11 protein-coding genes and 3 pseudogenes are annotated in these 12,292 nt (G+C 69.5%); 6 read left to right on the top strand and 8 right to left on the bottom strand.

Annotation, left to right across the window (positions count from 1 at the left end):
* A pseudogene (locus MVA01S_RS24905) lies at positions 1-649 on the top strand (Fe-S oxidoreductase); the annotation flags it as partial.
* Between the two features lie 111 nt (positions 650-760).
* Positions 761-2,029 carry a pyridoxal phosphate-dependent aminotransferase gene (locus tag MVA01S_RS24900; RefSeq protein ID WP_040542747.1) on the top strand — a complete coding sequence of 423 codons (1,269 nt, stop codon included), beginning with the start codon at positions 761-763 and terminating at the stop codon, positions 2,027-2,029.
* Here the strand turns inward: MVA01S_RS24900 and MVA01S_RS24895 are convergent.
* On the bottom strand, positions 2,013-2,675 hold the full coding sequence (locus tag MVA01S_RS24895) for a DUF4304 domain-containing protein (RefSeq protein WP_040542750.1): 663 nt from the start codon (positions 2,673-2,675) through the stop codon (positions 2,013-2,015). The genes MVA01S_RS24900 and MVA01S_RS24895 overlap by 17 nt on opposite strands.
* Positions 2,676-2,734: 59 nt before the next feature.
* Here MVA01S_RS24895 and MVA01S_RS24890 point away from each other — a divergent pair, with 59 nt between their 5' ends.
* Genes MVA01S_RS24890 through MVA01S_RS24875 form a run of 4 tightly spaced genes read left to right on the top strand, consistent with a single transcriptional unit; the run spans position 2,735 to position 7,625 of the window.
* On the top strand, positions 2,735-3,970 hold the full coding sequence (locus tag MVA01S_RS24890) for a YibE/F family protein (RefSeq protein ID WP_003932959.1): 1,236 nt from the start codon (positions 2,735-2,737) through the stop codon (positions 3,968-3,970).
* Between the two features lie 42 nt (positions 3,971-4,012).
* Positions 4,013-4,534 carry a 2Fe-2S iron-sulfur cluster-binding protein gene (locus tag MVA01S_RS24885; protein ID WP_003932960.1) on the top strand — a complete coding sequence of 174 codons (522 nt, stop codon included), beginning with the start codon at positions 4,013-4,015 and terminating at the stop codon, positions 4,532-4,534.
* Positions 4,531-5,523, top strand: coding sequence for an FAD binding domain-containing protein (locus tag MVA01S_RS24880; RefSeq protein WP_003932961.1), 993 nt, complete (start codon positions 4,531-4,533; stop codon positions 5,521-5,523). Before MVA01S_RS24885 ends, MVA01S_RS24880 begins: the two co-directional genes overlap by 4 nt.
* Positions 5,520-7,625, top strand: coding sequence for a xanthine dehydrogenase family protein molybdopterin-binding subunit (locus MVA01S_RS24875; protein ID WP_003932962.1), 2,106 nt, complete (start codon positions 5,520-5,522; stop codon positions 7,623-7,625). Before MVA01S_RS24880 ends, MVA01S_RS24875 begins: the two co-directional genes overlap by 4 nt.
* A 105-nt stretch (positions 7,626-7,730) precedes the next feature.
* Here the strand turns inward: MVA01S_RS24875 and rfbA are convergent, their stop codons facing one another.
* The 7 genes and pseudogenes from rfbA to MVA01S_RS24840 all read right to left on the bottom strand — a co-directional run.
* Positions 7,731-8,594: a glucose-1-phosphate thymidylyltransferase RfbA gene (gene rfbA, locus MVA01S_RS24870; RefSeq protein WP_003932963.1), complete on the bottom strand. Its 864-nt coding sequence runs from the start codon at positions 8,592-8,594 to the stop codon at positions 7,731-7,733.
* Positions 8,594-8,962, bottom strand: coding sequence for a nuclear transport factor 2 family protein (locus tag MVA01S_RS24865; RefSeq protein WP_003932964.1), 369 nt, complete (start codon positions 8,960-8,962; stop codon positions 8,594-8,596). Before MVA01S_RS24865 ends, rfbA begins: the two co-directional genes overlap by 1 nt.
* Before the next feature lie 18 nt (positions 8,963-8,980).
* Positions 8,981-9,727, bottom strand: a complete 747-nt coding sequence (locus tag MVA01S_RS24860; RefSeq protein ID WP_003932965.1) for a maleylpyruvate isomerase family mycothiol-dependent enzyme — start codon at positions 9,725-9,727, stop codon at positions 8,981-8,983.
* Positions 9,728-9,729: 2 nt separating this feature from the next.
* The gene (locus MVA01S_RS24855) at positions 9,730-11,064 is read right to left on the bottom strand and encodes a cytochrome P450 (RefSeq protein WP_003932966.1); all 1,335 of its coding nucleotides are present in this window, start codon (positions 11,062-11,064) and stop codon (positions 9,730-9,732) included.
* Positions 11,064-11,387, bottom strand: a complete 324-nt coding sequence (locus MVA01S_RS24850; RefSeq protein WP_003932967.1) for a DUF1330 domain-containing protein — start codon at positions 11,385-11,387, stop codon at positions 11,064-11,066. Before MVA01S_RS24850 ends, MVA01S_RS24855 begins: the two co-directional genes overlap by 1 nt.
* Before the next feature lie 73 nt (positions 11,388-11,460).
* A pseudogene (locus tag MVA01S_RS32155) lies at positions 11,461-11,787 on the bottom strand (UDP-glucose 6-dehydrogenase); the annotation flags it as partial.
* A gap of 74 nt (positions 11,788-11,861) precedes the next feature.
* Positions 11,862-12,292 (bottom strand): annotated as a pseudogene (locus tag MVA01S_RS24840) (DUF7159 family protein); the annotation flags it as partial.

The following is a 12,292-nucleotide window of genomic DNA, read 5'->3' as shown; positions in this document are numbered from 1 at the left end:
CGCGGCGGAGACCGCCCCCGCGGCCACCGAGCCGGCCAAGGCCGAGCCGGAGGTCAAGGGCCTCGGTATCGCCGGCGGTGCCAAGCGACCCGGCGCCAAGAAGGCACCGGCGGCGGCAGCTGCCGCCCCGGCCGCACCTGCTGCGGAGACGCCCGCCGAGGCACCCGCGAAGCCCGAACCCGAGGTCAAGGGTCTGGGCATCGCCGGCGGCGCGAAGCGACCGGGCGCCAGGAAGGCACCGGCCAAGCCGGCGTCGCCGAACGAGGGCGCGGGAACGGTCGTCCAGCCCCCGAACGTGGACCCGGACCAGGCGAAAGCGGGCACCGAAGCTGCCGATACCGCCGATTCCGACCGCGGGCTGGAAACCAAGCCCGAGCCCGAGGTCAAGGGCCTCGGCATCGCCGCAGGCGCACGCCGCCCGGGGGCCAAGAAGGCCCCGGCAGCCAAGCCTGAGCCCAAGGCCGAACCTCAGCCCGAGGCCCAGCCCGCCGCCGAGGATCAGCCCGCTGCCGAAGCCCAGCCCGAGCCGGAGGCGGCAGCCCCGTCCTCGAACGGGTCGAGCGACAGCGACGCGCGCGTCGTGGGTGACGAGCCCCCGGTGAAGGGACTCGGCATCGCCAAGGGCGCCCGCCGCCCGGGCAAGCGGTAACTCCGTCGGACCAACAAGGCCGCCGTCGCACCTGCGACGGCGGCCTTGTTGTCTGCCTCACGCTGTCTGCGGCGAGAAATTGACTTGGCTGCCCGTGGGAGAATCGTCGTCGTGAGTACCCATCAGGCGCCGTGGCAGACCGGCGGTGGCCAGCACGTGCGCCAGCGTGAGTTCACGCAGTCGAGCAAGCTGCAGGACGTTCTGTACGAGATCCGCGGGCCGGTCCACGAACACGCGGGCCGCCTGGAGGCCGAAGGCCACCGCATCCTGAAGCTCAACATCGGCAACCCCGCCCCGTTCGGGTTCGAGGCCCCCGATGTGATCATGCGCGACATCATCTCCGCGCTGCCCAACGCGCAGGGCTACTCAGACTCCAAGGGCATCGTCAGCGCCCGCCGCGCGGTGTTCACCCGCTACGAACTCGTCGAGGGCTTCCCGCGCTTCGACATCGACGACGTGTTCCTCGGCAACGGTGTCTCCGAGCTGATCCAGATGACACTGCAGGCGCTGCTGGACAACGGGGACCAGGTGTTGATCCCGGCGCCGGACTATCCGCTGTGGACCGCGTGCACTTCGCTGGCCGGCGGCACCCCGGTGCACTACCTGTGCGACGAGACGCAGGGCTGGAACCCCGACGTCGCCGACATCGAATCGAAGATCACCGACCGCACCAAGGCGATCGTGGTGATCAACCCGAACAACCCGACCGGCGCGGTGTACAGCCGCGAGGTCCTCACCCAGATCGCCGACCTGGCGCGCAAGCACCAGCTGCTGCTGCTGGCCGACGAGATCTACGACAAGATCCTCTACGACGACGCCGAGCACGTCTCGCTGGCCTCGGTCGCGCCGGACCTGCTGACGTTGACGTTCAACGGACTGTCCAAGGCCTACCGGGTGGCCGGGTACCGCTCCGGATGGCTGGTGATCACCGGCCCCAAGGAACACGCGAGCAGTTTCATCGAGGGCATCAGCCTGCTGGCCAACATGCGCCTGTGCCCGAATGTGCCTGCCCAACATGCGATTCAGGTGGCACTCGGCGGCCATCAGAGCATCGATGACCTGGTTCTTCCCGGCGGCAGGTTGCTCGAGCAGCGCGATGTCGCGTGGGAGAAGCTCAACGAGATCCCCGGGGTGTCCTGCGTCAAGCCGCGGGGTGCGCTGTATGCGTTCCCGCGCCTGGACCCCGAGGTGTACGACATCGCCGACGACGAGCAGCTGGTGCTCGACCTGTTGCTGCAGGAGAAGATCCTGGTGGTCCAGGGCACCGGATTCAATTGGCCCACACCCGATCACCTGCGGATCGTGACATTGCCGTGGGCCCGCGACCTGGCCGCGGCCATCGAGCGGCTCGGCAACTTCCTGGTCAGCTACCGGCAGTAAGCAGACCGCGCGCAGACAGTGCGGACGCGCGGGGACCGACTGCCTCGCTGATCCTCCTGCTGAAGATCGCCCACCGCTCCTGATCGCCGAAAACGCGGTGCAACAGCGCGACATAGCGGGTCAGCGTGTCCATGTCGCCGGTCGCGGCGAGATAGCAGCAGGTGGTCTCGTACGCGATCAGCAGGTTGTTCTCGACGGCGTACTCGACCAGATGCCTTGTGCTCTGGATGCTTTCGATCGCCGACAGGGTGCGGCCGAGATCCGCGCACACCGCGTCGGCGAAGGACGCCATGTCCGTGCCCCGGTCGAACCGCAGTTCGTAGGGCGCTCCCGGCGCCAGGGCCTCCCAGCGGCGGTCCAGTAGGAGACTCCGGGGCGGGTGCAGCGCAGGCTCGTGTCCCGGGCAGGCCGCGTCGACCTCGACCGAACCCACCCCGACGTTGACGAAGAACCCGTGCCACCGGGTGACCCCGTTGTGCCAGTTGTTCTGCAGATTGATCCTGTCCCGGAGCGGGCCGCGGCGACGTTCGAAGTCGTTGCCCGACCTCTGGAATCCCCGCTCCGCCAGGAACGCGTCCACCGGCCCGGACAGCATCCCCTCGAACGACCGTCTCAACTGCGCGCGGTCGACCTCCCTTTTGCTCATTGAGTCAGGCTAAGGCCGGCGGTGGCGTCGCCCACGCGGCAATTTCCTACTCTGGGCGGGTGACGCACTCTCATTCGCACTCGCACTCACTCGGCGGCCCGTCACCGCTGGGTCCGCTGGCCGCCAAGATCGTGGTCGGTCTGCTGGTCCTGACCGGGATAGCGGTGCTCATCGGCGGTGCGTTGCTGTGGCCGAGCGGGGAGAAGGCCGACATCCCGCTGCCGTACCAGAACGCGGCAGGCGGCGCGGTCACCACCGAGAGCGGTCATGTGCTGTCCGTCAGCGCCGCGGTGTGCGGCAGTCCCTCGGTCGGGGCGGTGCTGACGTCGGATCCGGTTCCGGCCGAAGGCGACCGGGCCGCGTGTGTGCAGGCGCTGGTGGCCATCGACTCCGGTCCGAACCGCGGCGCCAACACCGTGCTGGAGTTCAGCGGCGGCCCAGGTCAGCCCGTGCTCACCGTCGGGGACGACATCCGCGTGAGCAGGCAGGTCGACGCCACCGGCACCACCACCTACGCGTTCTACGACTACGAGCGCACCTGGCCGTTGATCGCGCTGGCCGCCGTGTTCGCTGTCGTCATCGTCGCCGTGGCCCGGTGGCGCGGCCTGCGCGCGCTGGTGGGCATCGTGATCGCGTTCGGGGTCCTGGTCGTGTTCCTGTTGCCCGCGCTGCGCGACGGCGCCCCGACGGTGCCGGTTGCGCTGGTCGCGTCGGCCGCGATCCTGTACGCGGTGATCTATCTGGCCCACGGGGTCAGCCTGCGCACCAGCGCGGCGCTGCTCGGCACGCTGGCATCGCTGTTGCTGGCCGCGGTATTATCCTGGGCGGCAATCGAATTGGTGCATCTGACAGGTTTGTCGGAAGACCAGAACAACGAGGTTGCAGCTTATCTGGGCAACGTGTCGATCACCGGGTTGCTGCTGGCCGGCTTCATCATCGGCTCGCTGGGCGTGCTCAACGACGTCACGGTGACCCAGGCGTCCACCGCCTTCGAGCTGGCTGCCCTCGGCAACGGCGCGGGCCGGCGTGAGGTCTTTGTCGGGGCGATGCGGGTCGGCCGCGACCACATCGCCTCCACGGTGTACACGCTGGTGCTCGCCTACGCGGGCAGCGCGCTGCCGCTGCTGTTGTTGTTCAGCGTCGCGGACCGCTCACTCGGCGATGTCCTGACCAGCGAGAGCGTGGCCATCGAGATCGCCCGTTCGGCGGTCGGCGGCATCGCGCTGGCCCTGTCGGTGCCGCTGACCACCGGTATCGCGGCCCTGCTGGCGACCCCGCAGGCCGGCAAGCGCTGACGCTTCGCGTTTGGTGGGCAGGGCCCCGGGTACCCCGCCGCCGTGAGCCAGCCCCAGTACACCTCCGAGGTCACCCTGGAAGTCGACGGCCGCGAGCACACGGTGACCGTCGACCACCGCGTGACGTTGCTCGACCTGCTCCGGGAGACACTCGGGGCGACCGCCCCGAAGAAGGGGTGCGATCACGGGCAGTGCGGGTCGTGCACCGTGCTCGTCGACGGTCGCCGGCTCACCAGCTGCCTGACCTTCGCGGTGGCCGCCGACGGGGTACAGGTCACCACCGCCGCGGGCCTGGGCACCGGCGAGGAGCTGCACCCGGTGGCGCAGGCCTTCCACGAGGAGGACGCGTTCCAGTGCGGATACTGCACGCCCGGCCAGATCTGTTCGGCGGTCGGGATGCTCGACGAGGTCAAGTCCGGTGCACCGAGTTTCGTCAGTGACGACCTGGACGCCTCCCCGGAGCTGACCAACGCCGAGATCCGGGAACGGATGAGCGGCAACCTCTGTCGCTGCGCGGCCTACCCGAACATCGTCGCCGCGATCGAGAAGGCGGCGCAGCGGTGAAGCCGTTCGACTACCACGTCGCCACCAGCGCGGCGGACGCGGTGGCCACTCTCGCCGACCACCCGACCGGGGCCTACCTGGCCGGCGGCACCAACCTGGTCGACCACATGAAACTCGGTGTGGCCGAACCTGATCTGCTCGTCGACGTCAGCCGGTTGAATCTCGCGGAGATCACGGCGACCGACGACGGCGGGGTCAGCATCGGCGCCAATGTGCGCAACAGCGACCTCGCGGCACACCCGGTGATCCGCTCGCACTACCCGATGTTGAGCCGGGCGCTACTCTCCGGCGCATCCGGGCAGTTGCGCAACGCGGCCACCACCGCCGGAAACCTGTTGCAGCGCACCAGGTGTGTGTACTTCCAGGATGTCACCACGCCGTGCAACAAGCGCGAACCGGGCAGCGGATGCTCGGCGCTGGGCGGCTACGTGCGGTACCACGCCATCCTCGGCGCGTCACCGCACTGCGTGGCCACCCACCCGTCGGACATGGCGGTGGCGATGACCGCACTGGACGCGCGGGTCGTGGTCGAGGGCGCCGACGGTCCCCGCCGCATCCCGGCCACCGAGTTCCACCGGCTTCCCGGCGACGAGCCGCACCGCGACACGGTACTCGCGCACGGTGAGCTCGTCACCGCGGTCGAACTCCCGCCGCCGCCGGCGGACGCCGTGTCGGACTACCGCAAGGTGCGCGACCGCGCGGCCTTCGCGTTCGCGCTGGTGTCGGTGGGCGCCGAACTCAGTCTCGTCGGCGACGCCATCGCGACCGCGCGGATCGCCTTGGGCGGTGTGGCCCACCGGCCGTGGCGTGCCCGCCACGCCGAAGAGATGCTGATCGGCGCGGTCGCCTCCGACGACGTGTTCGCGGTGGCCGCGGATGCGGAACTGTCTGCCGCGGAACCGTTGCCCGGCAATGAGTTCAAAGTCGAGCTGGCCCGCCGCACGCTGATCGCGCAGTTACGCATGCTGACCGAGCGGGGCCGGTTATGACCGTGCTCGAGCCGCGCGCCATCGGCACCTCGGTCGCGCGGCGGGACGGTCGCGCCAAGGTCACCGGCACTGCGACGTACGCGTTCGAGCAGCAGGTTGACACACCGGCCTATGTGCACCCGGTCCAGGCCACGATCGCGCGGGGACGGGTGATCGCGATGCACGCCGACGCCGTCCGTGCCGTCGACGGGGTACTGGACGTACTCACGGTGTTCGACGCCCCGCAACTGTCCGATGCCTCTGACGGTGAACTGGCGATCCTGCAGGACGCGCGGGTGCACTTCCGCGGTCAGATCATCGGCGCGGTGGTGGCCGAGACCGCCGAGATCGCCAGGGACGCAGCGGCCTCGGTGGATATCGAGTACCTCGCCGAACCGCACGATGCCGAGCTGCGGCCCGACCATCCCGGCCTGTACACGCCGGAGTCGGTGAACCCGTCCTATCCGTCCGACACCGACGACGGTGACGTCGAGGCCGCGCTCGCCGCCGCCGAATTCACGGTGGACCAGACCTACACCACCCCCATCGAGCACAACAACCCGATGGAACCGCACGCCTGCATCGCGCAGTGGGTACACGGCGACACCCCCGAGGTGACGCTGTACGACTCCACGCAGGGAGTGCACGCGGTACGCAAGACGCTGGCGCCGCTGTTCGGTCTCGAGCCGGAGCAACTGCGGGTGGTGGCACCGCATGTCGGCGGCGGCTTCGGATCCAAGGGTGAACCGCACGCCCACAATGTGCTGGCCCTGCTGGCCGCGCAGCGTGCCGGCGGCCGGCCGGTGAAGTTGGCGCTGACCCGCCAGCAGATGTTCTCGCAGGTCGGCTACCGCACGCCCACCATCCAGCGGATGCGGCTGGGCGCCGACCCCGACGGCCGGTTGACGGCGCTGGTGCACGAGGTGGTCGAACAGACCTCTGCGGTCAAGGAATTCGCCGAGCAGACAGCGGTCACCTCGCGCAAGATGTATGCCTGCTCGAACCGCCGGACCTCGCACCGCCTGGCTGCGCTGGATGTGGCGGTCCCGTTCTGGATGCGGGCGCCCGGTGAATGCCCGGGAACGTTCGCGGCCGAGGTCGCGTTGGACGAGCTCGCGGAGTCGATCGGCATCGATCCGATCGAACTGCGGATCCGCAACGACGCCGAGGTCGATCCCGAGACCGGCAAGCCGTGGTCCGGCCGGCACCTGGTGGAGTGCCTACGGCTCGGTGCGGAACGCTTCGGGTGGGCCGACCGTAATCCGGTGCCCGGGGAAACCATTGCCGGAGAATGGTTCACCGGGATCGGCGTCGCATCGGCGACCTACCCTGGGATGGTGATGCCGGGCAACGCGGCCCGCATCAGCCATGCGGCCGAGGGGCACTACGAGGTGCGCATCGGCGCGGCGGACATCGGTACCGGGACGTGGACGACGCTGAGCCAGATCGCCGCCGACGCGCTGGGCTGTGACCTGTCGGCGATCGATCTGAAGATCGGCGATACCGATCTGCCGCAGGCTTCGGTGGCCGGCGGGTCCTCAGGTATCACCTCGTGGGGGTCGGCGATCGTCGCTGCGGCACAACAGTTCCGGCACGACCACGGTGACCAGCCCGCGGTGGGCGCGGCCACCACCGCCGAAGCGCCCGAGAACCCCGACGCGGACAAGTTCACCGTGCAGTCGTTCGGCGCGCATTTCGTCGAGGCGCACGTCAACCGTGACACCGGCGAGATCCGGGTGCCACGCATGCTCGGGGTGTTCTCGGTGGGCCGGGCGATCAATGCCCGCACGCTGCGCTCTCAGCTGATCGGCGGCATGACGATGGGGCTCTCGATGGCGTTGCACGAGGAGAGCGTGCGCGATCCGCGGTTCGGCCACGTGGTGACCCAGGATCTGGCGACCTATCACATCAGCGCGCACGCGGACGTGCAGGACATCGACGCGATCTGGCTCGATGAGGTCGACGAGCATTTCAACCCGATGGGTTCGCGCGGCGCCGGGGAGATCGGCATCGTCGGTTCCGCCGCGGCCGTCGTCAACGCCGTCTACAACGCGACCGGGGTGCGGGTGCGCGATCTTCCCGCGACCCTGGACAAGGTGCTGGCCGGGCTCGGGGCGCGCTGACCCAGGTCCCGAGAAGGCACCCTTCGACTTTCGCACGTCAACAAACGATGACGGCGTCACCACATGATGACGTGCGAAATTCTTCAGGTACCCGATCAGCGCCGGTCAGTGCTGAAGCAGCTCCAGCAGATACGCGCCGTACCCGGACTTGAGCAGGGTCTGCGCTCGGGCCTCCAGCGTGGCGTCGTCGATGAACCCCACCCGCCAGGCAACCTCTTCGGGCACGCTGATCTTGAGTCCCTGCCTGCGCTCGATGGTGCGGACGAAATCGGCGGCGTCCAGCAGCGAGTCGAACGTGCCGGTGTCCAGCCACGCCGTACCGCGGGCCAGTACCTCGACGCTGAGCCTGCCCTGGTTCAGATAGGTCTGGTTGACCTCCGTGATCTCGTACTCCCCGCGAGCGGATTTCTTCAGCCCGCGCGCGATTTCGACGACGTCGTTGTCGTAGAAGTACAGTCCCGGCACCGCGTAGTGCGACTTCGGGGTGACCGGTTTCTCCTCCAGCGACAGCGCGGTGCCGTCGGCGGCGAAGTCGACGACGCCGTAGGCCGACGGGTTGGCCACCCGGTAGGCGAAGATCGCGCCGCCCGAGACGGTGTGGAAGCGCTGCAGGCTGGTGCCCAGCCCGGGACCGTAGAAGATGTTGTCTCCCAGCACCAGTGCCACCGAGTCGGTGCCGATGTGCGAGGCCCCGATCACGAATGCCTGCGCCAGACCGTCGGGCTCGTCCTGCACGGCATAGGTGAGGTTGATCCCGAAGTCCGACCCGTCACCGAGCAGCCGGTGGAACGCCGGGGCGTCCTGCGCCGTGGTGATCAGCAGGATGTCGCGGATGCCCGCCATCATCAGCGTGGACAGCGGGTAGTAGATCAGCGGCTTGTCGTACACCGGCACCAACTGCTTGCTGACGCCCATCGTGATCGGGTAGAGCCGGGTGCCAGAGCCGCCGGCCAGGATGATGCCGCGCATCAGCCCGTCAGGTCTGCTTCGGTCAGCTCCGTCGCCGCGAGCGCGGTGGCCAGATCGGGATGCCGGAACACCGAGGTGACGTGGTCGTCGACGACGCGGAACGCCGACGCGGCCGAGCCCGTCTCCCCGGTCACCGACACCGTCTGCTGCTCCACGACGACCACACCGTCGTGGACGTAGGTCCGGCCGGGTTCGATCTTCTCGTCCAGCGACTGGGCCCACGCACGCAGCGCGGCGTGCCCCTGGGCGGCGCCGTCGGCGTCACCGATCTCGATGTCCTCGCTCGACAGCGACTCCAGGGTGTCGAAGTCGGCGGCGTTGAGCGCGTCGTGCCAGGCGAGGACGGTGGCCATCTCTGAAACGGTCATGATCGCGAAGGTACCCACTCAGAACGGGGTGCGCTCCAGCCACCCGTCCCAGACGGCGGCGTCCCCGAACATCTCCAGGCCTGCGTCGGCGGCCGATTTGCGCCGCACGGTCGCCAGCAGCAGCGCGCTGACCGGCCCGCGCAGCGCCACGCTGCCCTTGCTGTGGCTGTGCGACCACGACAGGCCGTCCTCGTCGTTGGTGATGGTCCACTCCCCCGTCGGCCCGAGTTTCTCCTCGGTGGCGTGCAGGTGGATCGACTGTCCGGGATCCAGGGCCGGGGCGTGCCTACGGTCGACGGTGGCCAACTCGATCCATTCACTGAGGCAGTCGGCGGCGAACTCGGCGGGCAGCTCGAAGTCCGCGCCCAGCGCCAGGGCCGCGTCGGCGCGGTGCACCGCGGTCTCGTGCACGCGCCTCCGTATCCACCAGCCGGCGGGGCGGGGCCCGATGAAGGTCCACACGCGTGCGTCGGCGCCGACGCGGCCGACGGCGTCGATGACCATCTGGGCACCCTGCTGGAACCATTCGGCCGCGGCGTCCGGATCGTCGGGCGGGCGGCCGTCCCGCACTTCGCGCGGGTCCAGTGGCTGGTTGCGTCGTTCGGTGATGATCTGTGCGGCCCAACGGTTTCCGCGGCCGACGTGACGGTAGAGCTGCTTGAGTGTCCACTCCCCGCAGGTAGGGACGGGCGTGGCCGGATCGCCAGATCGGATCAGGTCACCGAAGGCTCGAGTCTGCTCGAGCAGGGTTGCTCGGAAGTCCACCTCTACGAACCTAGCGCGGCGCGCGTCTTTCCAAGCGTGATCGGCAAGGTTGACCACCCCCGTAGCACCCTGGTGTCGCGGCGGCTGCCCTGTCCGGCCAGCCTGGCGTCCGGGTAGCGCTCGAAGAACGTCCGCAGCCCGACCTCACCCTCGGCACGGGCCAGCGCCGCACCCAGGCAGAAGTGCCTGCCGCCAGAGAACGACAGGTGCCGTCCGGCGTTGTCGCGGGCGATGTCGAAGCGGTGCGGGTCGGTGAACACCTTGGGGTCCCGGTTGGCCCCGGCCAGGTAGACCACGACGAGCTCACCGCGCTTGATCTCCGTGCCGCCGACGGTGACGTCCTCGCGGGCGAACCGCGCACTCATCTGCACCGGCGAGTCGAGCCGCAGGATCTCCTCGACCGCGTTCGGCCACAGCTCGGGCCGGGCGGCCAACGTCTCCAGATGCTCCGGGGTGTCCAGCAGCATCCGGATGCCGTTGCCCAGCAGGTTCACCGTCGTCTCGAACCCGGCGGCCAGCACCAGGCCCGCGGTGGCCTGCATCTCGCGGTCGGACAACCGGTTGGCCTCGTCGGCGGCCTGGCTGGCCTGGATCAGCTGGCTCATCAGGTCGTCGCCGGGATTGCGGCGCAGCTCGGCGAGGTGGCCGCTGAGCCATTCGTTGAAGCCGACCAGGCCCTGGTGCACCTGGGTGTACTGCCGCCAGGACAGGCCGATGTCGAGACTGGGCGCGCCCAGCTCACCGAAGTGCAGGATGTGCTGCCGGTCGCGTTCGGGGACGCCGAGGATGTCGCTGATCACCGCGACCGGCAGCTGCGAGCAATACCGGTCGACGACGTCGACCACCCCGGATTCCCGTTCGAGGTCGTCGAGCAGCTCGTTGGCGGTCCGCTGCACCCGGTCGCGCAGCGCGGCGACGGCCCGCGTGGTGAACACCGAGGACACCAGCTTGCGGCATCGGGTGTGGTCGGGTGGTTCGATCGACAGCAGTGACGGCGGCTCGATCGGATGCAGCAGGCCGGGGTGGGTCTTGCGGTTGACCCACTGCAGCGGCTTCGGCAGGCCGGCGCCCAGTGAGGACACCCGGAAGTCGTCGGAGCGCAGGATGTCGTTGGCAGCCTGGTGATCGACGGTCATCAGTACCGCGCGGCAGCGGATCACCGGTCCGCGGTCGCGCAGTTCGTCGGCGAACGCGGCCGGGTCGGCGCGCACCACGGGGTCGGCGATCAGCCGGGCCTGGGGGTCGTCGCCGCGGCGCACGGCGACCTTGGACAGCCCGCGGATCACCCCGTGCAGCGCCAACCACCGGATCCGTTGCCGCAGTAGATCAGCCGCCATCAGTTCAGCTTAAGCAGCGGCCGCAGATCGTCCAACCTGTCGAACAGGTGCCAGATGTAGGACGACGACCCGTTCTCGCGGTGCGCGTGCAGGTCGGCGAGTTCCGGGTCGTCACGGTAGCTGTCGAACGCGGCCCTGGACTCCCACTCCACGAGGATGAGCACCTTTCGCGGCTCGAGGTCCCCGGTGATCGATTCCTGGAACTGGCCCAGCGCGACGACGCGTCCGCCGTGCTTGGCGACCTCGGCCGGCGAGCGCTTCGAATAGGCCAGGTACTCGTCCCGGTCGGCGATGTCGAACAGGTTCAGCGCATAGACAGGCATGCGCCGACGCTACGCCGTGGCCGGCCCGTCGCCGAAGCGGCTCAGCGCGAACACCCGCCAGCCGGCCCGCTGCCATCTCCCGACCGACCTGTTCGGCCTGCGGCGAATCACGTTGCACCCCAAACACAATGCGGTCGGGGTGCAGGGTATCCGCAACGGCGTACCCTTCCGCAGGAACTCCGGGTTCCACGCCACCTCGACGGTGACGTCGTCCGGAGCGAGGCCTGCGGCACGCGCGCTCGGTTCTGCGGCGGTGCGGTGTCCCGACGCCGAGGAAGTGCACGTCCGCCCGGCATCGAGGTTGCGCCGCAACAACTCCGGCAGGCCGGGCTCGTAGAAGGCAATTGCCGGCGGCGCGGGTCGCGCCGAAATATCCGGTCCCGAAGACGGTGCACCGCATACCGTCTGTCTAGACGGCCGGGGTGAGCCGCCCGCTACGTGACACCGAGCGGCAGGCCAACGGTGGGTGACGAACTAGTTGCGCCCGCCGCCGGGTGCACAGAACACCAGGAAACAGCCGTCGCCGTTGATGTCCCCGGGCACCCCACTACCGGAGCCACGCCCCTCGCCACGGCCCTCACCACGGCCCTCACCACGACCCCCGCCACGACCCTCGCCTTGACCGCTGCCCGGCCACTGGGGCTGCTGGGGCACCTCGACGACCGGAGGCTGGGGACGGGTCGGCTGCACCGTCTTGGTAGGCGGTGCCGGCTTGTCGTCGTCGTTCTGCCACGGTGGCCGCCACGGTTCGGGCTTGTCGGGCTTGTCGGGCTCGGCGGTCCGGGTGGGCCACGTCCAGGCGGGCTTGGGCGGGGTCCACTGCGGGCGCGGCAGCAGGATGACCGGCGGCGGCACGACCACGGGTGCAACCACCGGCGGCGCGGCCGGAGCAGGGGCAGGCGCGG

The organism is Mycolicibacterium vaccae NBRC 14118 = CIP 105934, from assembly GCF_001552715.1.
In the GTDB taxonomy this organism is placed as follows: Bacteria; Actinomycetota; Actinomycetes; order Mycobacteriales; family Mycobacteriaceae; genus Mycobacterium; species Mycobacterium vaccae.
The sequence above is the reverse complement of the archived record's forward strand: the minus strand, read 5'-3'. Positions and strand labels throughout refer to the sequence as shown.

Coding starts and splice junctions, on each gene's coding strand:
- MVA01S_RS24895 (WP_040542750.1), bottom strand. CDS start 2,675: ATGAGCAAAAGGGAGGTCGACCGCGCGCAGTTGAGACGGTCGTTCGAG.
- MVA01S_RS24875 (WP_003932962.1), top strand. CDS start 5,520: ATGACCGTGCTCGAGCCGCGCGCCATCGGCACCTCGGTCGCGCGGCGG.
- rfbA (WP_003932963.1), bottom strand. CDS start 8,594: ATGCGCGGCATCATCCTGGCCGGCGGCTCTGGCACCCGGCTCTACCCG.
- MVA01S_RS24865 (WP_003932964.1), bottom strand. CDS start 8,962: ATGACCGTTTCAGAGATGGCCACCGTCCTCGCCTGGCACGACGCGCTC.
- MVA01S_RS24855 (WP_003932966.1), bottom strand. CDS start 11,064: ATGGCGGCTGATCTACTGCGGCAACGGATCCGGTGGTTGGCGCTGCAC.
- MVA01S_RS24850 (WP_003932967.1), bottom strand. CDS start 11,387: ATGCCTGTCTATGCGCTGAACCTGTTCGACATCGCCGACCGGGACGAG.